The organism is Pseudoalteromonas lipolytica (assembly GCF_900116435.1).
GTDB classification, from domain to species: Bacteria; Pseudomonadota; Gammaproteobacteria; order Enterobacterales; family Alteromonadaceae; genus Pseudoalteromonas; species Pseudoalteromonas lipolytica.
The window spans coordinates 45,103-70,014 of record NZ_FPAZ01000014.1 but is presented as its reverse complement, the minus strand read 5'-3'; the positions used below and the strand labels follow the sequence as shown (position 1 = coordinate 70,014).

The window sequence follows — 24,912 nt, the reverse complement described above, 5'->3', positions numbered from 1 at the left end:
ATGACAGACGAAAACACAGAAAAACAGTCTGGCATTATTGCCTACTTTGCCAATAACTCGGTTGCTGCGAACCTCATGATGGTCTTTATCGTTATCATGGGGATTATTAGTTATTTTACGATTCAGCGTCAGATGTTCCCGAATGTCGAAATTAACTACATTGAGATACAAGCCAATTATCCGGGTGCATCACCGCAAGAAATTGAAGAAAGTATTCTGATCAAGATAGAAGAATCGTTAAAAGACATCACCGAAATCAAACGAGGTGTGTATCGTGCGTTTCGCAACAATGGACGAGCAAGTTTAGAGATTAATACCGATGCAGAACTCACGGATGTACTTGATAAAGTAAAGCTGCGTGTTGACGGTATTGCAACATTTCCTGCAGGTATGGAACCCGTTACCATTAGTCAGGTCGAGTTTCGTCAAGACGTCATTGGTATGACCTTGGTCGGTGATATTCCGCTGACTGAGTTAAAACCGGTTGCTAATCAAATTGAAGATGAACTACTGCAATTATCGAATGTGTCCTTGGTACAAAACGATGTGCCACTTGATGAGATTGCGATTGAAATAGACCCTGATTCGTTGCGTCAATACAACCTGACATTAAGCGATGTTGCTAATGCGGTGCGTCGTTACTCGGCTAACATTTCGGCGGGTCAATTACGCACAGATGCAGGTATTATTTCTGTACGTGTTGAAAATCAATATTACAGCGGTGACGAATTCCGCCAAATTCCCGTTAAAATTGGTGAAAATGGTGCGAAAGTCCTGTTGCAAGATATTGCCGTAATTAAAGATCAATTTATCGAAGGTGAACGCTACTTTAAATTTAATGGCGAGAATGCGGTTTATTTATCGGTAAAAGCAACGAAAGAGCAGAACATGATCCCCGTTGCAGACTCTGTTAAAGCCTTTATAGAAAAGAAAAATAAAGAGCTGCCAGTTGGTTTGCGCCTAGAACCGCTCATGGATATGACCTACTATCTTAATGCGCGTTTAGACATGATGAAAACCAACCTGATCCAAGGGGCGATTTTGGTTGCTATTATGTTGTCGATTTTCTTACGCTTTAAGTTAGCACTGTGGGTAATGATTGGTTTACCCGTGTGTTTCTTAGGGGCGATGATGATGATGCCGCTCTTTGGGATCAGTATTAATATTGTGTCGTTATTTGCCTTCATTATGGTACTGGGGATCGTGGTCGACGATGCCATCGTCATAGGGGAAAGCGCCTACACTGAAATTGAGAAAAAAGGGGGAGGCGTTGTTAATGTGGTGAATGGTGCTAAGCGAGTTGCAACACCAGCAACCTTTGGCGTATTAACGACCATCGCGGTGTTTGCACCGTTTACATTATCAAGTGGCCCCGAAAGTGCGTTTTTCTTTGGTATCGCAGTGGTGGTTATACTGTGTTTAATATTCAGCTTAATTGAATCTAAACTGATTCTACCGGCTCACATTGCGCACACGAAGTTTCCACCTATTAACCCAAATAGCTGGCGTGCCCGTTTTAATAAGCGTTTTTTCAAATTTGTAAACGGCCCATATAAAGCATTTATCGTACGTTGTGTAGAGTGGCGCTGGTTTGTGTTGTTTTCATTCATTGGCCTATTAATTTTAACCTTTGGCCTGATTTCTTCTAATCAAGTGCGCGTGGTGCCAACACCAAAGGTACCTCATGATTTCCCACAAATTCGTTTAGAGATGAACGAAAATGCGTCGGACATTCAAACAATTGATGCGGTTCGTGAAATTGAAGCCATGGTGTTAAGAGTTGATCAGGAAACTGAGCGTGAGTTTGGCCAAAAACTGATCCGCGATATTTTGGTATTTAATCAAGGCCGAACGGAAGCACAAATTTTAGCGCCGTTGGTTGATGAAGACCTTCGTCCATATAATGCCTTTGAGCTATCACGCCGCTGGCGTGAACAAATGCCAAGCATTGCGGGGGTTAAGTCTTTGCAAATTTACGATGACGTGAATGGCGGTGGCAGTGATGGCGAGTTTGGTTATCTACTTTATGGCCCAGACATTGATACCTTAAATGATGCAGGCCGTCGCTTTATTCAGTTATTACAACAGCAAAAAGGGCTGTTTGATATTAGCTCGACTATCGACCCAGCCAGTAAAGAAGTACAGCTCAGCTTAAAACCTGTGGCGTATGACTTAGGGTTAGACTTAGCAAATATTGCTAATCAAGTCGGCGCAAGCTTCTATGGTGGTGAAGCACAACGTGTTATTCGTCGTGGTGAAGAGGTGCGTGTAATGGTGCGTTACCCTAAGCTCACACGTGAAGCGTTTGCCTCTTTAAAGCATGCTGTAATCACAACCCCTGCGGGTAAAGAAGTTATGCTAGGTGACGTGGTTGAACTAACCGAAAAACCGGGCATCAGCTATATTCGCCGCGAAGGCGGTTATCGTACGGTTTATATTTACGGCAGTATTGATGAAGAAGCCATTGAGCCGGGTGCCGTTGTTAAACAAGTTGAAGACACTTTATTACCACAATTAAAAGAAGAGTACCCATCAGTGAAAACTGAGTTAGGAGGCTCAATTGAAGAGCAACAAGCGCAAGCAAACGAGCAATTAATGTTCTTCATTGGCGGTATGATACTTGTGTATATTTTGCTTGCAGTCCCACTTAAGAGCTATTCACAGCCGTTGATTGTGATGTCAGTTATTCCATTTAGTTTAACAGGCGCTATATGGGGTCATTTTTGGTTTGGCCTAGATATTAGTTTAATGTCGGGCTTTGGTTTAATTGCAGCTGCTGGGGTGGTTATTAATGACTCCTTAGTAATGACAGACTTTGTAAACCAAGCGAGACGAGAAGGCATTTCAACTCGTCAAGCCGTTATCGAGGCGGGGTGTGCACGTTTTAGGGCTATAACCCTAACCTCTATTACAACGTTTGCCGGTGTGTTGCCGATCATGTTCGAAACAAGCCTACAAGCGAAGTTTGTTATTCCGATGGCGGTCGCACTGGGTTTTGCTGTGATGTTTGCAACGTTGATTACCTTAGTGCTTGTCCCTTGCTTATACATTGTGATGAGTGACGTTGGGCACGTATTCTTACGTTTCTTTCGCTCGGTGCGTGAGTTATTTCCAAGCGCTAAGCCAGTAAGAGATTAAGTTAAGATAATGTTTAAAAGCCAACCTCCGGGTTGGCTTTTTTGTATCTGCATTTACTAGTACTTAATAGTTATATGTATGTTTTGGTTACATTCTTTTGTTTGATTTGTTTTCCGGTCGCGATTATACTCAACTCAGTTTTTGGCAAACTAACTGAAAAGTTAGGACGCAAAGTTTCCGGTCTAAGGTTTTGTTAACAAAACTATGATAGCGGGGCCGCCGATAAGCGCATATTCTTCGGGCTTTGGATCTTTTGCCTCAAACTAAAAAATGTATTTATTTTGTTCGGTTATTGTTGGATAGTACCTATTAGTTGTTCTTAGGGTGTTACTTTGTTTATGCATTCGTCATTGGCCTCTGGAAAGTGGTTACCGATTGGTTGCTTGAACCATCATACTCAGCTTTTTGTTGGGGACACGGTGGTCGTAACCTTTTATGACATGCAAGGAGAGCTAGTCGATTTATCATTCAATTACCGGATCACCAGTACGGATGAAGGTGAGCCTCATAATTGGCCACGTTTAGTTGCCGAGCATATAAACGTGCACATTCCACTGGTTGAGGCCGGAAAAATGACCGAACAAGGTTTGGTGGTTGCATACCGCTCAAACCAAATTTATGCCCTTGAAGGTTCGGGCATAACACATGCAAAAGTGGCGTTTAACTGCATCGCGAAATGTAAAGAACGCGCGGTCGATAATCCACAAGATTATGATTATGTTTACCCACAGGCATGCAGTGATTACAGTGCTGGTGTAAAAGTGCTACAGCCTAAAACAGGCCACATTTATAGGTGTAAGCCTTGGCCATTTAGTGAATTTTGTCGTGTTAAAGATTCACATAACCCGTTGTTCGAACCGGGAGTTGGCAAAAGTTGGGCCATGGCATGGCAGCAGATATCGCATTAACCGTTTTCCCCCTAAATGCTATATTAGCATTGCTTAGCCCACTCAATTTGAGTGGGCTTTTTTATACCCATTTGTTAAGCGAATTGGCCAAGCTTCTATGGTAAACTCGGTTTAATTCGTTTTTTAATTGTGGTTTCTTTGTGTCATCAAGTTCGTATTCATTGTCATTATTAGCGCATCCGCCGGTTGCTAAAAAACAGCCTCATTCCTTAAGCACTCATCAGTTTACTCGCATCGATAATTACTATTGGATGCGCGATGATGAACGACAAAATACCGAAGTATTAACTCATTTGCATGCCGAGAATGATTATTGTGAAAAGCAGCTTGCAGGTATAAAGCCACTTCGTGAGCAGCTATTTGATGAGCTAAAAGGGCGTATTGTAAAAGACGATAATACCGTACCCGTAAAAGATGGAATGTATTGGTATCATTCAGAAGTGCGTGGCGATGATGAATATGCCCGCCACTACCGCAGTAGCTCAATTGACGCCCATGATAAGCAGTTACTATTAGACGTAAACCAATTAGCCGGTGAGTTTGAGTTTTACGAGCTGGGCGAAGTGGCCATTAGTCCAAATGAGCAGTTGCTTGCTTACTCAGAGGATACTGAAGGCCGACGTGTTTATACGGTACGATTTAAACACCTTGCCACAGGTGACATGTTTACTGATGTACTCGAAAACACCGAAGGGCAAGTCGTGTGGGCAAACGACAGTAACACCGTATTTTACGTGAAAAAAGATCTGCAAACCTTGCTTGGTTTTCAGGTTTTTCGCCATGTGTTAGGCACGCCTCAGGCCGACGATGTATTGGTGTATGAAGAGCAAGATAAAAGCTTTTTTATGGGACTTGGCAAAAGTCGTGATGAAAGCCTTATTATCATTGATCTTGCGACCACAGAAACCAGTGATACATGGGTGCTTGATGCCAACAATCCATGTGGTGAATTTAGTGCGTTAACACCACGTGAAGAAGGCCATGAGTTTGATGTAGATAAGCTAGGTGATACGTTTTATATCGTGACTAACTGGCAGGCAAAAAACTTTCGTTTAATGACGGCTACGTTAAGTACAATCGCAGATAAATCACTTTGGCAAGAACACACTCCACACCGCGACAATGTGTTACTAGAAGGTGTAGAGATATTTGATGATTATTTAATTTTAACTGAACGAGAGCTAGGACAAACACGATTTGTTGTGGTGAATAAGCACGGTGAGCGACTCACTTTAGAGTTTGATGATCCCTGTTATTACGCTGCAATTGCAATGAATCCAGAACCCAACGTACGCTCTGCGCGTATTTATTATTCGAGTCTGACGACACCGGGATCACTGTATGATGTTGATTTAAATACAGGGCAAAAAACCTTATTAAAACAACAACAAGTGTTGGGTGAGTTTAAACCAGAAAAGTACCGTTCAGAACGTATCATGGTGACGGCAAGAGATGGCGAACAGGTACCTGTATCACTGGTTTACCGCATCGATAAGTTTAAAAGAGACGGTACAAATCCATTGCTGCAATATGGGTATGGTGCGTATGGCATTACTATCGATCCGAGCTTTTCTAGTAGTTCATTGAGCTTACTCGACCGTGGCTTCGTGTATGCGATTGCTCATATTCGCGGTGGTGAAATGCTGGGGCGTAGTTGGTACGAACAAGGCAAAAAACAGCACAAGCAAAATAGCTTTAATGACTTTATCGATATTACGCGAGCGTTAACAAAGCAAGGGTACGCACACCCTGCAAAAGTCTGTGCGTCAGGTGGCAGTGCTGGAGGTCTATTAATGGGTGCCGTCGTTAACCAAGCACCCGAGCTTTATTTAGGCATTGGCTGTCATGTGCCATTTTTAGATGTTTTGACGACCATGTTAGATGAAAGCATTCCGCTTACGACTAACGAGTATGATGAGTGGGGAAACCCGAACGACCCCGCGTATTATGATGTGATTCAGGCCTATTCTCCGTATGACAATATTAAGGCGCAAGCGTACCCTAATATTTTAGTGACGACGGGCTTTCATGATTCACAAGTACAGTATTGGGAGCCCATGAAATGGGTGGCTAAACTTCGCGAGATGAAAACAGATGACAACATTCTTGTCTTTAAAACAGATATGGATGCAGGTCATGGTGGTGCGTCGGGTCGTTTTAAAAGCCTTGAAGAAAAGGCACTCGAAATCGCATTTTTTATTGCTTTATTATCGAATTAAAGCTTAGATAACACCTATAAGTGCAAAACTTAAGTTGTATTTTAAGGGGTGAGCATGTTTAAAGCCCACGGTGATTGGTGTTACTTTATTGAACCGCCAGTGATTTATGTGGAAATAAGTGGCAGTTTTAATAAAGAAGCTGTTGCTTCGTTTAGTGTTGAAGTTGCTCAAGAAATAATGAAATACCCTGAGCACTCAATTCAGTATGCTGTTGTTAATTTAGCGCAATTTGAATTAGCAACGGCAGATAGTATTGAAACCGCGAAGGCGTATTTTCAAGCTATAAAAGCACGTGGTTACAAACGCGTTGACTATATCAAAGCAAATATAATTGCGCGCAATTTACTCGAGACAATATGGTCGGGTGTCGATATGGATATTAACTTTCATCACAATGCTGATAGCTTTTTTGAAGACAGGCCAGAATACAGTCATCTGAGAAAGTGGTTAAAATAAAAAAGCCCTCATAGAGGGCTTTTCAAGTGATGTAAAGTAACGGCCTAGCCTAAGTAAGCTTTTAACATCCAAACAAGTTTTTCTTGTTCTTTAATGTAATCACTCATTAGTGATGCAGTCCCTTCGTCATCAGCATCGCCAGCTTCTGTTAAAATTTCGCGCTGCATCTGAATAAGTGTGCTGTAACCTGCTAATAGGTTTTCAACGGCTGCGGTGCCTTCAGTAATGTTCTTCGCTTCATTAATCTTACTTGCTTCGAGGTATTCTGAAAACGCATGAACAGGTGCGCCACCAAGTGTCAAAATACGCTCTGCAATTTCATCTACTTTTTCAAGAAGTAGGTTATAAATTTCTTCAAATTTAAGGTGTAATTCAAAAAAGTTACGACCTTTAATATTCCAATGAAAGCCACGTGCATTCATATATTGAATTTGGTAGCAGCTTAATAAAGTATTGAGAGATTTTACGATATCTTCACTTTTTGCGCTGTTTAAACCAATTGCATTTACCTGTGACATAGATTAGCTCCTTAAAAAAATAATCGTGAATAGGTTACTTGCTAGTGCGTGATATCAAGTATTGGCCATTTTTATTAATCTGTAAAATGGTTTAATTCGAACGGGGTGATAGGTTTTAGCTATCAATACGCATTTTGAATCAGTCGTCCACTATCAGCATAACCTCGAAGTACTCTTCTATAAACTTGGGGCAAATGACGTAAAAAACTACCATAAAAAGTGATTATTTTTTAATGAAGGTGAAAATATGATCTAAAACAAGTTTTGCTTTAGCTAATATACACGCCGATTTAGAACTTGATTTAGGTCAAAAAATCAACGCAGCAGAAGCGCATAATACCTTTACCGCATTTAGCTAGGAGAACAAAAATGGACGGTAAAACAGTAAAAGAAAACAAAGCAGAAATAGTGGTTGTTGTTATTGCATTACTTGCGTTTGTAATCGGTTTAGTTGGTCATCTTGCAGGGGCAAGCTTTGCTAATTTTGACACCTTTGGTTATATCGCTGCGCCGGTGCCGTTGATTCTGGGGATTATTGTATTAATTTCTTACAAAGTTGCCGCAAGTGCTGAGAAATAAAATACAGCTAACGTTGATTGATAAGCTTAATAATGTAATCCATGACTTGGCGTGAGTAGATCATACTGGTGTGACTTAAATGAAACACCTTGTGCTCTGCCATGCCATTGAGTTTGGTTTCATCTATAAGCACTGTGCCATCGGAGGCACTGCCTTTAGCAATGAGCGGCATTAATCCAATGGGTAAGTCGCCTGCAATACTATAAAGCTTGGCATTAAACGGCCAGTCGCCATTTTCAGACAACAAAAACTCGACACTATTTTTAAGTAACATATCGAAGCCTTTTTGCTGCATTTGCTTAGCAATATGGCTGCCTTTATGAGGCGTGCCTAAGGTAATGACTTTTTCAACATGTTTGCTTTGTAGAGAGTTTGCTTCAAGGTAGGCTCGGGCGACTAAACCGCCCATTGAATGACACACCATTGCTGTGGGTTTGCCATTAATAAAGCGGTCAATCTTGTCAAAAATAGCCGTTCTATTTGGCGACAGCGTATTGTAGGTCAAATTGAGTATATTAAGCCCTGATTTTTCAAGACGTGCGCACAGAGGGCGCATCACAAAGCCCGACATATAAAGTCCGTGTAATACTACAACCTGCCTAATTGCCATCGCATTCCTTACATGAGTTGCTGAGGTTTAATTTCGATATTTGCTGTGTCTGAGCTCACCCATACCTCACCGTCTTGAATCGTAATCGTAAGCTTAATATTACGGTCTGCCAGTGCGGCTAATGCTTGAGTCGCAGCATAATCGAGGCTAAAAATACTTAAGTTTTTAAAATCATACAACTTAGGTTGATGCTTTTGCCACCAAATAGTTTGGTTATTTTCGCCGTAAGTATACAAAATAACCTGTTTAGCTTTGTTACAGGCTTTTTTCAAACGCTTTTCATCAGGTAGACCAAGCTCAATCCATAACTCAATTTCTTCGCTGTAGTTTATGTGCCAAAGCTCAGGTTCATCATCAGCACACAAGCCTTTGGTAAACTCCAACCCTTCACGGGCATTAAGTGCAAATGCCAGCAAGCGGATCATCAGTCGCTGCTCGGTCTCTGATGGGTGCTGAGCAAGGGTTAGATTGAAATCTTGATACAGGTGTCGGTCCATATCGCTCAGCGATATGTGTGCTTTTATAATGGTTGATTTAAGAGCCATAACTGCTTACTTGAAAAAATTTGCGTCATTATAGCGCAATTAACTGCTGAGCCAGTTAAAATACCGTGAAATTATCTTGTAGGAGTAAAACATGGCAATCCAGTGGTTCCCGGGTCACATGAACAAAGCCCGTAACGAAATTAAAGAAATCATGCCACAAATGGATGTGATCATTGAGGTGCTTGATGCCCGTATTCCTTATAGTAGTGAAAACCCGATGGTTACAGCGCTTCGCGGTGATAAACCCGTTATTAAAATCATGAATAAAGCTGACCTTGCTGATCCTAAACTCACGCAAGCGTGGAAAGACTACTTTGAACAACAAAGCGGTGTTAAAGCAATTGATTTTGGGAATGATAAAGCGGGTGAAGTGCATCGTATTAATGAGCTTTGTAAAAAGTTAGTGCCGCATAAAGTGGGTGCAGATAAGCAAATAAAAGCCATGATAATGGGTATTCCAAACGTAGGTAAATCAACGTTAATCAATACCTTAGCTGGCCGAATTGTTGCAAAAACGGGTAATGAACCTGCTGTAACCAAAGCCCAGCAACGCATTAAACTTGATGATGGCATTATGTTGTACGACACGCCAGGCATGTTGTGGCCAAAAGTAGAAAACGAAAACTCAGGTTATCGTTTAGGTGCAACAGGTGCGATTCGTGATACTGCGATTGATTATGAGGAAGTGGCAAGCTACACGGCGGAGTATTTATTGCACGCATACCCTGAGCTTTTAAAAAGCCGTTATAAGATTGACGAATTACCTGAGTCTGACTGGGAATTTGTTGAAATGGCCGGAAAAAAGCGTGGCTGTATCCGTGGTGGTAATCAAATTGATACCTATAAAATGTCAGAAATTCTGATAAATGAATTACGTGATGGCATTATTGGTCGAATTACCATGGAAACCCCCGCAATGCGTGAAGAAGAAGAGCGCATGGTGGCAGAGCTTCGCGCTGCGGCAGAAGCTAAAAAAGCAGCAAAAGAAGAAGAGAAAAAACAGCGCCGAGCGCGTGCTCGTAAAAACCGCCGTTAATCACACTTTATTTGCAGACATAAAAAAAGCCCGTAAGGGCTTTTTTAGTTTCATATCTACCGTCACCGATATGAGCAATGTAGCAAGTAAAATAAGTAGGGCGATCGCCTGTTGCCAACATCAAGGGGCGCTGCGGTTAGCAACAAGCGATCTTAGCTTTATCGTGGGCCACACGTGTTTCAGGGTCGAGAAACAAATCAGTTTATTCCGATAACAATTCGCCAAAATACGTAATTAAGCGAACAGCTATTACAATCCGTAATGCTTTTTCCGTCTTGTTGATATTGATTATCAATTAGATTTAGATATCTGTCAACACTCTATTGCAAATAATTCTCATTTAATTTTTATTTTCTTCAAAGTATAGCTATTACACGCATTAGCACTAAAGTTAGGCTGTAAATTAGCGCCAATAAAAACTATGCTGGTGTCATAATAATTAAAAAAATCACATGCGATGTTTTCAATTTGGTCAATAAGCCTACTTGCGATTGTTTATTTAGCAATTTTATTTGCTGTTGCAGGCTGGGCTGATAAAAGAAAGGTGTTGCCTTTTAAAGGCTTAACTTATGGTTTGTCGTTGGGCGTGTATTGTACGTCGTGGGCTTTTTTTGGCACTACGGCGCAAGCAGCTTATAACGGCTGGTGGTTAGCTCCAACGTACGCTGGCACGATTCTGCTGTTTATTTTTGGCTGGCAGATTTACTGCCGAATTGCCCATATTTGTAGACAGCAAAAAATCACTTCCATGGCTGACTTTATCGCGACTCGTTATGGTCAATCATCAAGCTTGTCGGGCTTAATATCGCTAATTTCTGTGATTGCTATTGTACCGTATATTTCGTTGCAACTCAGTGCGACCGCACAAAGTATTAATTTACTAACCGACCGAGCAGTGACACAAAGCAGTGAGGTATGGGCCGACAGTACTTTTTATATCACGCTCTTGTTGGCGTTATTTGCAATTTTATTTGGTGCAAGACGCTTAAAACCCAGTGAACATAACCCCGGTTTAATCGCCAGTATTGCCTTTGAGTCGGTGGTGAAACTTCTGGCATTTTTAGCGGTTGGTTTATACGTATGCTTCGTTTTATTCGACAGTCCCATCGCTCTTTTTGAAACGGCACAACAATTAAATATTGACCAACAAGTTGCGGCTTCACAGAGTCCGACCTATGTGTATGTTGCACATACTCTCTTGGGTATTTTGGCTACCTTGTGCTTACCACGTCAGTTTCATATGAGCTTTATTGAAAAAAATAACGATAAAGAACTGGCTTCAGCACGTTGGCTGTTTCCTATTTACTTATTACTTATCAACTTGTTTATTTTGCCGATTGCGTATGCCGGGCTTATTTATTTTCAAGGACAAGACGTAGGCTACGATACCTTTGTATTGGCATTACCCATGGCCGCAGACGATGCCTTTGTTGCATTGTTGGCCTTTTTAGGCGGCTTTTCAGCGGCGACGAGTATGGTGATTGTGTCGGCAATTGTACTCTCGGTGATGATCACCAATGACTTTATTAACCAATTCATTTTACGCCGCTCACAACTCACGTCGAGTAGCCGAGGCTTGGATAAAAATAACCTTTTGCATGCGCGTAAAATCGTTATCGTACTGATTTTATTATTAAGTTACTTCACGCATCGGGTTTTAGGCGAAAGCACTACCTTAGCTAATGTTGGTTTGATGTCGTTTACGTTGGTCGCCCAATTTTCACCGGCCATGATCATTGGTTTGTGGTGGCGACAAGCGTCTTGCCGGGGTGCACAACTGGGTATTTTGAGTGGCTTTATTATTTGGGGTTACACGTTATTATTGCCCAATTTAGCGGGCGGATTAGGTAACGATAGCCAATGGTTGGTTGATGGCCCTTGGCACATTAGCTGGCTTGCACCGACTGATTTATTTTCGCTGGGTCTTGAAAGTATCAGTCAGGCTTTATTGTTATCGTTGGGTGCGAATTGTTTGGTGTACTTTTTGGTGCCTCTGTTTAGTCGTGCAACACTGGCTGAGCGTTTACAAAGTAATAAGTTTGTTGCTCAAGGAAATGAATCTCGTGTAAGTAACCATTTGCAGCCTTTAAGTTATCACGATTTAGGGGCTTTATTGCAGCGCTTTGCTGAAAAAGAAGCGGGGCAATCGCTGGTAAATCACTATTTTCCTGAAGATAAAAGTAAATGGAAGCGGCCCGCAAATGTTGAACTTGAGTTACTCGTAGAGCGTGAAATGTCGGCGGTCATCGGGGGCGCTTCAGCACGCCTTATCTTGGATGTTGCCAAAAATGAGCAGCGCCAACCTCTTGAGCAAGTTGCTGAATTTGTTGATGAAGCAAGCCAAGTATTGAAATTTAATCGTGACCTGTTGCAATCAACCATAGAAAATATTCAGCAAGGTATCAGTGTAGTCGACAGTGAACTGCGTTTAGTTGCTTGGAATCAAGGCTACAAAAACATGTTTGCTTACCCAGATGATGCCTTGTATATCGGTCGTCCAGTTGCCGATATTATTCGCTTTAATGCTGAGCGTGGCTTGTTTAGCGGTGAAAGTATGACCAGTGAAGTTGAAAAACGCTTGGCGTATTTGCGCCAAGGCAGTGCGTATAAATATCAGCGCTCACACAATGATGGCCGCGTGTTTGAAATGCAAGGTAATCCGCTGCCAGGTGGTGGCTTTGTAACGACTTACACAGATATTACTGAATTTGTAAAACAACAAAAAGCACTCACAGAGGCCAATGTTAGCCTTGAAGAAAAAGTGGCGGCACGGACCTTAGCACTCACTCAAGCGAACCAAGAGCTATCAATGGCAAAACAAGTCGCCGAGCAAGCAACCGTCAGTAAAACGCGCTTTTTTGCAGCTGCCAGCCATGATTTATTACAGCCATTTAATGCTGCGAGCTTATTTTGTTCCTTAATGAATGAAAAAGCCCAAGACACAGAACTTAAAGAACTGGCAATGAATATTAAGAATTCGCTCGGCAGTGCTGAAGAATTGTTATCGAGTATTTTAGAGTTAACTAAACTTGATTCGGGATCATTTAAAGTGCAAATGAGTGAATTTGCCATCAGTAGTTTGGTTGAACCATTGCGCAATGATTACGAAGCGTTAGCAAGTGACAAAGGGTTAAAGTTCATTTTAGAAACATGTGATGTCCGTTTGCATACAGACAAAGCATTATTGCGTCGTGTGCTTCGCAATTTACTCAGCAATGCAATTCGTTATACGGAGCACGGCGAAGTTCGCCTGAAAATGCATCACGATGATGACCATGTATCGTTTATTGTTGAAGATACAGGGATTGGAATTGCTGCCGGTGATCAACACACCATATTCCAAGAGTTTAAGCAGTTGGGTGTTAAACCGAGTGCTGAAGGACTTGGGTTAGGCCTTGCCATTACAAAACGTATTTGCGACTTATTAAAAATACCGCTCGTAATGGGCTCTGAGCTGGGCAAAGGTACACAGTTTACTTTAACCTTACCGTGCAAAGTTAGCACTGCACCAAAGCAGGCACAACATGCTGAAATATCGCAAGAAACAGAGCTTGGGCAATTAAGGATTTGGCTGCTGGATAACGATAGCAATGTATTAGAGGCGTTAAAGCAGTTACTTGAAAACTGGGGATGCGAAATCTCTACGGCAACTAACTTAGCTGAGCTGGAACAATTAAAAGCTGAGCAGCCCTTGCCGCAGTTGCTGATCATTGATTATCAACTTGATGATGGTGTTACGGGTCTTGAGGTAATAGAGCAAGCAGGCTTAACAACACTGCCTGCAATTGTAAATACCGCAAACCATGACGAGGGTATACGCGAGTTAGTTCTCGATGCGGGCTATCCGTTGCTTTATAAGCCACTGAAAGCGCCCGCATTAAAGCGTATGATTAAGCGACTGACTTAATCTGTACGATGATCGTTAGCAGCGGTATGCGTTTTAATTAAGCGCTGCAGGGCACGCTCACTTTTGCTTGTGTTCCGTGCGCTGGCTGCGACGTTAAAGTAAGCTCGCCACCTTGATTGCGTATTAGTTCGCGGGTGATTATCAGTCCTATGCCTGTGCCGTTAGCTTTGGTTGAGTAAAATGGCACAAATAGGTTGTCGGGGTTTTGAATGCCACAACCTTGGTCGCTAATTTCAATATTTAAGTTATCACCTTGTCTTGACCAAGTGAGGCTAGGAGCAGAATTGCTACCTGCTTCAAAGGCATTTTTTATCAGGTTGATTAAGGCTTGTTCGAGTTGCCCTAAATCGGCACTAAAATGCAGCTTTTCGCTGCTATTTATAACGAGCTCAGGGAAGATAGCTGTTAAACGCGTATTTAATTGCTCGTTGCTTATCGGTTGTTTGTTTGCAGGTGGTAGTTTTGCAAAGGCACTGTAACTGCTCACAAAGTCTAACAAGTGCTGGGCGCGTTTTTCGATGACTTGCAGCATATCTTGAGCAAGATCATCGTGATTGCTTATTTGCCCCTGACGCTTCATGGTTTGCAGCGATTGGCTCATTGAATAAATCGGGGTGAGGGAGTTACGAACTTCGTGATTTAATACCCGAATGAGGCGCTGCCAGACAAGCTGCTCGTTTTCGCGAAGTTGTTTCTCGATAGAAAAAAAGGTCAGTAATTCAAAGCTTCTGCCAGCCCGCCAAAAAGTTTGAGAGGCTATCTGAAAGCGCTGTGTAAAGGGGGCGCTTTTTTGCTGCTGCCATTGCCCGTCTTGAAGTGTTAACCCCAGCTCACTGGCAGTTTTACCTTCTATATTGCTATTTTGTATACTGTTTAAAAAAGCACGGTTGCTAAAATATACCAAGCTATGTGGGTCTAATATCACAATGGGTAAATCTAGCATGCTCGCAAACTCAAATACAAACTCTTCGGTTTGCATATAGTGGCGTTTGTTTTTCGCTATTTTATCGCTCAGCTTAGCAAAGTCGTTTTTGAGTGAGGCAACCCGGCCACTTTCATAAAAAGCTAAATGCCAGCTATTGCTCTCGTCGTTGGCGAGTGCGTCAAGCTGTAAACCAAAACGCTCTACGACATCGGTGATCAGGCGGTAGCTTTTAATTAATGCAAATGCGCTTACGCTAATAAAAGGCAGCAGTAAACTGATGCTGGCGAACCAGTCGAGCTTTAGGGTCAATGTGAGTGCGATGCCCAATGTGAATAGAGCAATTAACACCACAGAATAATAACGTTTTACACGCTTCTCTAACGATTGCTTTGCACCCATTTAACGGTCTACTTCTTTTAGGTCAAGTTGGTGTTTATCAATGCGACGATAAATAGCTGATTTACTTAACCCTAAAAATTCGCCAGCAGCAATCACATTGCCATTAAATTGCAGCAATGCTTTTTGAATCATCTGTTTTTCAAGCTCTTCAAGGGGCAATAAGGGCAGCGTTTTATCTGCACTGTTATTTGGTTGCTCGCAGCTAGGTTGATCTAAAATGAGATCGCTTGCTTGAATATTGATGTTGTCACTCATGATCACAGCACGTTCAATGCAGTGGCTCAGTTCACGAATATTACCCGGCCAACTGTATTGTTCTAATGCCTCGATGGCTGAGTTACTTAGCGACATATTTGAACGTTGGTATTTTTTACCATGAGTGAGTAATAAATGCTCCGCTAAGGGGGCAATATCCGCTTTTCTGTCGCGAAGTGCAGGAATATGTAGCTCAATGGTGTTGAGTCTAAACAGTAAATCACGGCGGAATTCACCTTGCTCAATCGCTGTTGCAAGTTCTGAGTTGGTTGCCGAAATAATCCGAACATCGGCGGTTCTGGTCTGGCTTGAACCTAATACCTCAAATTCTTTGCTTTCGAGCACGCGCAGCATTTTGCTTTGTAGTTCAAGGCTCAAAGTGGCTATCTCATCAAGAAATAAAGTGCCCCCTTCGGCAATTTCAAAACGCCCTAAGCGATCTTCTTTGGCGTCAGTAAACGCCCCTTTTTTATGGCCAAATAATTCGCTTTCAAAGAGTGATGGTGCAATGGCGCCTATATTTACGCTTACATAGCGTTTGTCACTGCGTATAGAATGCTGGTGGATATAATTGGCCAGTAAGCTTTTGCCTGTGCCATTTTCGCCGGTAATTAAAATACTGGCATCGGTTTTTGCGGCGCGCTCTGCTTTGGCGAGTAGTTTTTGCATTACCTCAGAATGGGCTATATAGCTAGCGTGTGTGTTATTGGTAAGTGCTTTTAAGCAGGCATTATCATGGTGGCTTTGTTTTAGTTTTAACTGCTGTTGCACCACCGCTGTTAAGCGCAAATTATTCCATGGCTTTTCGACAAAATCGACCGCGCCTAATTGCATGGCTTTAACGGCGACATCAATGCTTGCCCACGCCGTCATTACGATCACGGGAATGGTTGAACCTAACGTATTTAGTTGCTTTAAAAAACGCAGTCCTTCCTCACCCGATGTGGTGTCGAGTTTGTAGTTCATGTCGAGTAAAATTAAGCTAATATGTTCTGATTTCAACACGTCAAAAGCGTGTTCAGGGCCTTCCGCTTCAAGGCATTGTAAGCCGAGTTGTTGTAATGCAACGGTTGCAGCCAGACGCACATCAGCTTGATCGTCAATGACTAAGATTTTGTCCATGATGTTTTTCTTTTTGTCCTGTTGATGTGGCTTAAGTTAGCACTTAAGCCACCGTTTTGTGCTGTTAATCGTTACGCAGTGCAGCCATAGGTTTTGCTTTAAGCAGTAAAACCAAAGGCCTAAAGCAAGCGAATAGGGCAATACATAAGGTAATGCTCCAAGCGAGTAATTGCAGCCTTACATCAAGTACCAGCCAAGACATTAGCTGCCCTTGTAATAAGTAAAAACCAGCAATCACAGCAGCCAACGCGACACTAAAACCAATTAAAACAGGGATAATCGCTTCAACACTCATCAGTTTGAATAAACGTGCTTTTTTAGCACCTAAAGCCATGCGTATACCGAATTCATAACGGCGCAGACCAAGGTTGTAGCTCAGTACCCCAAAAATACCGATTGCCGCTAATAATAGAGTAAATAGCGCTAAGGTACTACACAGAACCACAGTTAGTCGGCTCATATACAGTAAATTGTCGTACTCGTGTTGTAAGTCATTAAACTGCCACATGGTTAAGTCGCTGTTCTTTTCTTTTAGTGTATTAAGTATTTGTTTATTGGTTAGCTTAACGCCTTCAGAGGCTTTAATTGTGAAAAAATAGCTATACGGCTGGGCCGGCCACCAAATATGACGGCCAAACGACTCGTCGTAGTATTTTGGGTGATTAAAGTCTTCGGTTACGCCGACCACTTCAAACATTTTTTCTTCCAGGCCTTGATAAGATTTACCAATAATATTGCGATAATCTTGATCGGGTAATAAGTTTTCTGCCACGCTTTGTGACACCAGTATCTCGTTGGTTTCACCGCGTATTGCTTGCTCAGTAAAAGTGCGCCCCGCGAGAATTTGCGTGTTAACTAAAGCAAAGTAATCAGGCCCCACCCACTGACTTGGGAAGAAAATTGAGCTTTTACCATTAACATCAGTCAGGGTATTGGCGTTTTGTCTTGGCGACACCGGGCTGTGACCGAGGGCCACATCTTCAATGCCTTCGCTATTAAGTAAAACTTGCTTGTATTGCAGCATGTGCTCGTAGCGCTCAGCCAATGACATTTGATTATTTGGCTGGAACAGGTTGGCAAAATAGAGGTTCTCAGTGTCACTGCCTAAAGGGCGGTTAATCGTACCGAGGGCTTTGCTCACAACCATTACCGAAAAGCTAACGAGTAGGGCGGCCACAAACATTTGTGAGCCAATTAAAATGCGTACCGTACGGCCAGATACTTGTGATACCCCGCCTTTACCACTGTTCTGCATTTGCGTGTTTAGGGTTTTGTAATTCACTAAACGCGCTGTTATCAGTGAGAAAATAGTGGCAAGTGCAATACATAAAAGCACTGCAACGATCACCAGTGTACTATCAACAGCAAGGCTATTAACCAAAGGTAAACGCCCTTCGGCCAATACTTTAAATAAGCGAATGCCCCAGACTGCTAAAAACAGTGCAATACTGACCGACAAAGTCATTAGAATCAGTGACTGTAAGAATATGCTATTAAACAAGGTTTTTCGTTTAGCACCGAGCACTGCTTGCAAAGCGAGGGTTTTATGTTGCGCCAGCGCACGCGAGAAAAATAAAGTACTGACGTTCAGCACCGCAATGATTAATAAGCCCACGGCTCCTGCAAGCATCATTAAGCTTAAGTCATCATTTTTGCCTAATTCAACGTCGCGATAGGCGGTTACTTCGGGTTTTACATCGGTAATGCCGCCATTGTTGAGCCATTCTGATTTTATGGTGTCAATTTGTTGTTTTAAGTCGACTTTAACTTGCTCAATTGTTACGCCGGGTTTTAAAACGGCAATTAGCTTTAAGTTTTTAAAGGTGTTTGTCCACGGGCTTTGCCAGTCTTCATTGTGAAAAAAACGACGGTCGGCGCTTGATGGAAACCACACTTCAACATCACTTGCTTTAAACATATAAGGTGGGCTAAATGAATCATCAACAACCCCCACGATACGGTGAACATAATCGGTTTTACCGGCCATTACTGAGAGTGTCTTACCAATAATATTCGGATCGCTGCTGTAATGCTTGCGCCAAAAGTTGGCTGAAATCACTACGCGATCGTCGGGTGTTTCTAGTGTTTCGCCAAGGTCAAAACCTTGCCCTAGTAAGAATGGGGTGTGCAACAAGTCAAAATAATTGCCGCCCACATAAAGTACCGGTTCTTTTGGTTGGCCATCGAGGTTGGCAAAGATTTCCTCGCCAGCATTGATCATCATACTTTGCTCGAAGCTTTGATTATGCTTGAGCCAATGCACCATCGACTGATAACTTTGAAAGCCGGTGGCGTCGTAGTCATCATAGGTAAGGGATTGTTCAACGACCACCATGCGATTTTCATCGTAGACATCCAGTGGCTTTAAAAAGTAGCTATTTACTAAACTGAGTACCACAAACAAGGTGGCGAGGGTGAGTGCCAATGTTGCGATAACCGCCGTTACAAAGCCGGGAGCATTCATCAGAGATGCCCACGCTAAACTCAATTGAGTGCGTATTTTGGTTAGTTTCATGTTAGATCACCTCTGCACTTTCTTTATTGTGTTCAGTGGCTGCTAAGTGATCTGAGACTTGACGCGCCTCTGAGTAGGAAATAATTTCGCCATCGAGTAGTTTGAGCTGGGTTTTGGCACGTCCTGCGTAACGTAAGTCGTGGGTAACCATGCAAATCGTGGTGCCTTTTTTATTCAGCTCATCGAGCAAGTCCATAACCGCATCACCATTTTTTGAGTCTAAGTTACCCGTTGGCTCATCCACTAATAGAATGCTGGGTTTACCAGCCAGCGCACGGGCGATAGCAATGCGCTGCTGTTGACCACCCGATAATTGATTGGGTTTATGCTGAGCACGGTGGCCCATTTCTACTTCATCGAGTGCCTGCTTTACTGCCGCTTCAATGTCGTTTTGGCTCATTGCGGGCTCTCTATAGGTGAGAGGTAGTGCAACGTTATCGAATACAGATAGTTCATCAATTAAATTAAACGACTGAAAAATAAAGCCAATATGTAGATTTCTCAACTCTGCTTGTTTATCCATATCGAGGGTTTTAGTGTCGACATCTTTAATGAAATAGTCGCCACCTGTAGGGCTATCAAGCAAGCCCAGTAGTGAAAGCAGCGTTGATTTACCACAGCCAGAGGGGCCGCTAATGCAAATATAGTCACCTTGGTTAATGTTCAGACTGATGTTTTTTAATGCATAGGTTTCAACATTTTGGCCGCGATAGACTTTGGCGATATTGTTTAATGAGATAAGCGTATTGGTTTTCATAAACTGTCCTGTTCGATTTTTATTGTTGCCAAATGCTGCCATTTAGAAAGATCTGAAATGATCAGCTGTTCGCCCTCAGTGGCGCCGCTCAAAAGTTGAATTTGGTTGTCACTGAGTGTACCAAATTCGATATTAATTGGCGCTGCTAACTGAGTACTTGAATTGAGTTTAAAAAGAGTGGCATGGCTGTGCGCCGTTGCTCTTTGCGGTACATTAATGGTTAATGCATCGGGGATGATATTACTCACTACATAGCCTTCGATGCTTAAGTCGGGTCGAGCATTGGCAGGCAGCGTCCCTTCTAAATCAAGTTCTATGATCACGCGACCGTCTGTCACGATAGGATCAATTCGGGTCACTTTAGCGCTTACTTCTCCCTGACCCGCTTGGCTAAAGGTGTTTACTTTAGCTGTCATATTAAGTGCCACTTTTTCTGCATCGGCTTGCTGTACACTGAGCTCAGCTTTGAGTGCTTTATTTGAACCCACAACAGCAAGGCGGGTGCCCGGCATGAGGTTTTGCCCAAGTTCTACATTGAGCTCTTGCAGCATGCCATCGATACCGGCTTTGATTTGCAGTTCATCAAATGCGTGTTGTTCTACCTGATAATTCAGCTCAAATTGGCTTAATAACTCTTGCTGAATTTTATCGCGCTGTAGGTGCATTTCTTTTAGTTGCATAAGGCGTTGCTTTTCGATGTTAACGCGTTCGGTTAGTTGTGCGACACTGAGTAAGCTGCGTTTGTAATCTAAGCTTGAAACAATACCTTGCTCAACTAATTTGCTTTCGGCATCGGCTCTAAGCTCTGCACTTTGTAATTCACTTTTTAAAATCGCGAGGTTAGCTTGGCGTTCAAGTAGTTCACTTTGCTGGTTAATTTGTTGCTCATTGACACTGGCTTTTTGGCGGGCGAGTTCTAATCGTGCAACCGATAAACGTTGTGCTTGTTGCGGGTTTATTAAGCTGAGTATAACCGTGTCTTTAGTCACTAAGGTGCCAGGGTAAACATGGATAGCCTCGACCATGGCAGTATCGGTATTGGTTAAATAGCGTTGGAATTTGGGTTTTAAACGACCAAAACCGCGTATCTTCACTATAAAATCGGCTTTTTTAACGGTGGCGATTTGCAGTTGCTTGGCCAAGAGCGTCGTGGGGGCGAGCCATGATTTGACCAACCACATTACAAGCAACGTGCTTATAATTAAGACGCCAATGATCAACTTTTTACGCTGACTTGGCTTATTGCTAGGTTTTAAGGTGCTATCTAAATCCATTGGCTATGTTTCATTGTATTTTTAATTAATAAATACAATAGCGAGGAACATGCCAATATTTAAGTTTATGAATTATATGGCTTTTGATGTTTTTGTGAATGCGGAAATTCCCACTTCCGGGATTAATAAATCGAAAGTGGGACAGCGTATAAAAACGGCGTTTATTGATTTAATTTTGCAAGCTTAGCCAGTTGCTTTTTCGCATGCGCGTTATCAGGTTGTAGCGTAAGCACATGATTATCCTTAGCGTTCATTTTTATCGGTATATGCTTGTTACGAACACATAAGCGAGGAGTGTGCCAAACTTTAAGTTATTAAAATATATAGTGTTTTGTTTTTAATGCGGAAGGTAAATTCTCACTAATGGGAATTTTAAATAAAAACGGGAGTCGCGTTTATTGCTGTGGTTTATTAATATGGGTTTAGTACAGTACTCGTTGTCTTCTATTTTAGTTGTCTTCTATTTTACCAACCTGCGAAAGCTGATTAAATAAAATACCTGCCTGAGTACGGTTATACACATTGAGTTTGCGTAAAATGGCTGATACATGCTGTTTAATGGTGGTTTCTTGAATCGACATTTCAAAAGCAATTTGTTTATTGAGTAAACCATCGGCAATCATTGCCAGCACGCGGTATTGTTGTGGGGTGAGTTTTTCAAGGTTACGAGCAAACTCACTCTGCTCATCATTGATTACCACATCGGTTAAATCAACTTCAGGAGGTAACCACGTATCGCCATTTAGCACATGACTAATTGCTTCGCTGATCACATCAAGAGACGATGACTTAGGAATATAGCCAGCTGCACCTAAGCTCATTGCTTGTTTAATAATGGCGGGTGTTTCATTGGCTGAGACCATGATGACTAAAATATCGGGGTAGTGATTACGCAATTGCGACAGGGCCTGCAGACCATTTGCACCAGGAATGGTGAGATCTAAAAAAATCAGCTCAATTTCTGGGTGAGCGGCTAATAATGTAAATAAGCCATCAATATCACTGGTTTCTTTTATGTGTTCTTCAGGCACAGATGTTGCGGCCGCTTGACGAAGTGCACTTCTAAATAACGGATGATCATCGGCGATTATGGTGTTCACAGCTAAAGACATTCCCTCGATTCTCCAATGCGTTATGTTATAAGTGATTTTACAGTTGGAAACAAGGTTTGCCTGAGGGGAAGTATCAGGCAAACCTTTCTCACACAAGGATTTAGAAACGGTAACCTACGGTGAAAGCGACAGTGCGAGGGTCGCCATAGTAACCGATTAGTGTATTATCACCCCCTAAACCTGGGGTGTATTTGCTAATGTTTGTTGGATCATCTCTATCTGGTGCTACGAACTGGTAACCCCCAATCATGTACTCTTCGTCGGTTAAGTTTTTACCGTAAAGACCCGCCGTCCAATGACCATCAGTGCTGTACCATGTCACACCCATGTTGAAGATACCGTAAGCATCTTGCGTTAGTAGGCTGTCTTCTTCGAACAATGCATAATCACCACGGTAGTAGTAATTACCATTGATGACAAAGTCACCCATTTCAGTGTACATGCGATACGTTGCACCTAAATTAAAGGTTAAATCAGGCGTGTTTGATACCGTAAAGCGGTCTGATTTATCGAATGCCAACCCTGTTTCTGGGTCGTAATCAATAACATTGTCGAAGCTACTGTCGATATAACCGACTGAGGCATCAAAGCTGAGTGATTCTGTGGCTACGTAATTAAGTTCAAGCTCAATACCGTCTGATTTAGATTCACCAATATTACCTAAGCGTTGGTTTAAATCTGCTGCGCTTTCACCTGGCAGATTAGAAATATATTGGCGGTCTTTGTGATCAAGGGTAAATACGGTGACGTTTGCACGTAAATTATTGTTCCATTCGCTCTTCATACCCATTTCGAAAGAATCAACAATTTCTGGTCGTGCAGCTGGCTCTGCGGTTGTTGCACGCGGGTTGAATGTGCCTGATTTAAAGCCTTGCGCATAACTTGCAAAGAACATAATGTCGTTTGAGTATTGGTACTCAACACCTGCACGAGGTGTAAAGCGTGACCACTCTTCTTCATCATCAAGTACGGTAGGGACTAGCTGGCCTTCTGGGCGCACATAACCTGGGATCCAGTCTGATTCAGGATAAACAATGTCAAGTACAAGGCCGTTGTTAACAATGGCCTCTTTGCTGTCTTTGGTGTAGCGCGCACCTAATGTCATTGACCATTTTTCACTCAAATCAATCGAGCCTTGTATATAGGCTGCTTTACTATTTGAATTACTACAGCCGCTTACTTCACGCGTTAATCCCGCAGCGCCTAAGCTTTGACCTAACACACCTAAAATAGCCTCAAATTGACCACATGACTCACCATCGTAATAGTAAAGGCCTGACACCAACTTGTAGTTATCACCTTGATGGTTTAGTTGAATTTCGTGTGTCGTTTGTTCGTCATCGTAAATAGCCGGTACGTCAAAAATAGGCAGTGAGGTGTTATCAAAGTCAATATTGGTTGGTGAATAACTTTCACGGCTCGAACCGATGTATTTAACACTGGTGCGGTCGCTCATATCCCAACGTGCAGTTAAGCTGTAGCCTTCAAGTTCAACTTTGTTCCATGTTGGTAAGCTGGTGTATGAGTCGTATACACTGTCGGGGACTGGCGCATCCGTGAGTAAGCTTGGTAGTAAACGGTAGCCGCCTTTGGCGTTCGATTTATCTTCTGTTTTATCCCACGCTAAGCGGAAGAATAAGTCATCTGTTGGTGTGTATTCTAATGTAACACGAGCTGCAGTGACATCTTTGTTGTAGTTTTCGCGGTCTTGGTTATCAAGTGCTGAGGTTAAAAACTCACCAAAGCCATCACGGTTTAATGTAGCAAACCCAAAGCCCACATACAGTTTTTCGTCAACAATAGGCAGTTGACCTGTGATTTTAAGGTCCTTTTGGTTGTAGCTACCCACTGTGCCCTGCACATTTAACATGGCATCGCCGCTCATTTCTTTGGTGACATACTTAATTGCGCCACCAATGGTATTTTTACCATACAGCGTCCCTTGTGGACCACGAATTACTTCGATTTGTTGTACGTCTAGTAGGTCGAGTACCGCACCTTGTGGACGCGCTAAATAGACGTCGTCAATATAGATACCGACACCAGGCTCATAGCCCCACAGTGGATCTTGCTGACCTACGCCACGAATAAATGCAGTAATGGTTGAGTTAGTACCACGGCTTGCTTGTAGTGTGGTGTTAGGTGAAAACTGTTGAACTTCGGTCATCACTGATATGCCATTTTCAGCCAGCTCTTCAGCACCAATTGAGGTCACTGCAACAGGTACTTCTTGTAGGTTTTCAACGGTTTTACGCGCTGTTACCTGAATGCGTTCAAGTTCACCTTTCTTGGCTGCAGGTTCTGCTTGATCAGCTGCTTGCGCATTCACACCTGCTAAAGCAAGGGAGACTGCCAGAGTAAGTGGCGCGACTTTTGGGTTAAGCTTTATCATGTTGTATTCCTTGTTATTGTTGTCATTTGTCTTGTGGCCACTCACGATGATGTTGCCTAAGACTCATAATATTTGCCCGTGTCACCTGTCAGTTAATGTAGAAGATAGTTGCGAAAAATGAATTAGTACCATAGTGCTATACCCGCTATAGGCCTTTATTTATCAAGCTTTTAAGCTATTTTTAAAGCAGATAGTACCTTAGTGTTATGTCTTTTTTTGGCGCTTAAGGTAAGACTGAATGCATT

17 protein-coding genes and 1 riboswitch are annotated in these 24,912 nt (G+C 42.5%); of the genes, 7 read left to right on the top strand and 10 right to left on the bottom strand.

Translation table 11 applies throughout. The features are described 5' to 3' along the window. The 4 genes from BM378_RS15020 to BM378_RS15005 all read left to right on the top strand — a co-directional run bounded on the left by BM378_RS15020 (position 1) and on the right by BM378_RS15005 (position 6,721). Positions 1-3,138 (top strand): efflux RND transporter permease subunit, encoded by a 3,138-nt coding sequence (locus BM378_RS15020; RefSeq protein ID WP_036973587.1) that lies wholly within the window; start codon positions 1-3, stop codon positions 3,136-3,138. A gap of 133 nt (positions 3,139-3,271) precedes the next feature. Then, positions 3,272-3,362: riboswitch (cyclic di-GMP riboswitch) on the top strand. 114 nt (positions 3,363-3,476) lie between these two features. Further along, entirely contained in the window at positions 3,477-4,046 is a 570-nt protein-coding gene (locus BM378_RS15015) for a chitin-binding protein (protein ID WP_065979472.1), read from the top strand. Between the two features lie 140 nt (positions 4,047-4,186). Continuing rightward, on the top strand, positions 4,187-6,265 hold the full coding sequence (locus BM378_RS15010) for a S9 family peptidase (protein WP_074989508.1): 2,079 nt from the start codon (positions 4,187-4,189) through the stop codon (positions 6,263-6,265). A 54-nt stretch (positions 6,266-6,319) separates the two neighbouring features. After that, positions 6,320-6,721 (top strand): hypothetical protein, encoded by a 402-nt coding sequence (locus BM378_RS15005; RefSeq protein WP_036973584.1) that lies wholly within the window; start codon positions 6,320-6,322, stop codon positions 6,719-6,721. Between the two features lie 44 nt (positions 6,722-6,765). Here the strand turns inward: BM378_RS15005 and BM378_RS15000 are convergent, their stop codons facing one another. Continuing rightward, the gene (locus BM378_RS15000) at positions 6,766-7,239 is read right to left on the bottom strand and encodes a Dps family protein (protein WP_065979471.1); all 474 of its coding nucleotides are present in this window, start codon (positions 7,237-7,239) and stop codon (positions 6,766-6,768) included. A gap of 369 nt (positions 7,240-7,608) precedes the next feature. Here BM378_RS15000 and BM378_RS14995 point away from each other — a divergent pair, with 369 nt between their 5' ends. Beyond that, on the top strand, positions 7,609-7,818 hold the full coding sequence (locus BM378_RS14995; RefSeq protein WP_036973582.1) for a hypothetical protein: 210 nt from the start codon (positions 7,609-7,611) through the stop codon (positions 7,816-7,818). A gap of 7 nt (positions 7,819-7,825) precedes the next feature. On the opposite strand, the gene BM378_RS14990 is transcribed toward BM378_RS14995, so the two are convergent. Then, positions 7,826-8,428 (bottom strand): PGAP1-like alpha/beta domain-containing protein, encoded by a 603-nt coding sequence (locus BM378_RS14990; RefSeq protein ID WP_065979470.1) that lies wholly within the window; start codon positions 8,426-8,428, stop codon positions 7,826-7,828. 8 nt (positions 8,429-8,436) lie between these two features. Continuing rightward, on the bottom strand, positions 8,437-8,973 hold the full coding sequence (locus tag BM378_RS14985; protein ID WP_036973580.1) for a YaeQ family protein: 537 nt from the start codon (positions 8,971-8,973) through the stop codon (positions 8,437-8,439). A 91-nt stretch (positions 8,974-9,064) separates the two neighbouring features. Here BM378_RS14985 and ylqF point away from each other — a divergent pair, with 91 nt between their 5' ends. Beyond that, a complete protein-coding gene (gene ylqF / locus BM378_RS14980; RefSeq protein WP_065979469.1) occupies positions 9,065-10,009 on the top strand; it encodes a ribosome biogenesis GTPase YlqF in 945 nt (314 codons plus the stop codon). Between the two features lie 457 nt (positions 10,010-10,466). After that, positions 10,467-13,916 carry a PAS domain-containing hybrid sensor histidine kinase/response regulator gene (locus tag BM378_RS14975; RefSeq protein WP_074989507.1) on the top strand — a complete coding sequence of 1,150 codons (3,450 nt, stop codon included), beginning with the start codon at positions 10,467-10,469 and terminating at the stop codon, positions 13,914-13,916. Between the two features lie 37 nt (positions 13,917-13,953). Here the strand turns inward: BM378_RS14975 and BM378_RS14970 are convergent, their stop codons facing one another. The 7 genes from BM378_RS14970 to BM378_RS14940 all read right to left on the bottom strand — a co-directional run bounded on the left by BM378_RS14970 (position 13,954) and on the right by BM378_RS14940 (position 24,667). After that, positions 13,954-15,240 carry a sensor histidine kinase gene (locus BM378_RS14970; protein WP_074989506.1) on the bottom strand — a complete coding sequence of 429 codons (1,287 nt, stop codon included), beginning with the start codon at positions 15,238-15,240 and terminating at the stop codon, positions 13,954-13,956. Then, positions 15,241-16,617 carry a sigma-54-dependent transcriptional regulator gene (locus BM378_RS14965; RefSeq protein WP_074989505.1) on the bottom strand — a complete coding sequence of 459 codons (1,377 nt, stop codon included), beginning with the start codon at positions 16,615-16,617 and terminating at the stop codon, positions 15,241-15,243. A gap of 64 nt (positions 16,618-16,681) precedes the next feature. Continuing rightward, positions 16,682-19,132 (bottom strand): ABC transporter permease, encoded by a 2,451-nt coding sequence (locus BM378_RS14960; RefSeq protein ID WP_074989504.1) that lies wholly within the window; start codon positions 19,130-19,132, stop codon positions 16,682-16,684. 1 nt (position 19,133) lies between these two features. Next, complete coding sequence (locus BM378_RS14955; protein ID WP_074989503.1) at positions 19,134-19,889, bottom strand: ABC transporter ATP-binding protein; 756 nt, start codon at positions 19,887-19,889, stop codon at positions 19,134-19,136. After that, a complete protein-coding gene (locus BM378_RS14950) occupies positions 19,886-21,163 on the bottom strand; it encodes an HlyD family secretion protein (protein WP_074989502.1) in 1,278 nt (425 codons plus the stop codon). Before BM378_RS14950 ends, BM378_RS14955 begins: the two co-directional genes overlap by 4 nt. Before the next feature lie 449 nt (positions 21,164-21,612). After that, positions 21,613-22,275, bottom strand: a complete 663-nt coding sequence (locus BM378_RS14945) for a response regulator transcription factor (RefSeq protein ID WP_036973567.1) — start codon at positions 22,273-22,275, stop codon at positions 21,613-21,615. 100 nt (positions 22,276-22,375) lie between these two features. Next, positions 22,376-24,667 carry a TonB-dependent receptor gene (locus tag BM378_RS14940; protein ID WP_074989501.1) on the bottom strand — a complete coding sequence of 764 codons (2,292 nt, stop codon included), beginning with the start codon at positions 24,665-24,667 and terminating at the stop codon, positions 22,376-22,378. Positions 24,668-24,912: the final 245 nt, after the last annotated feature.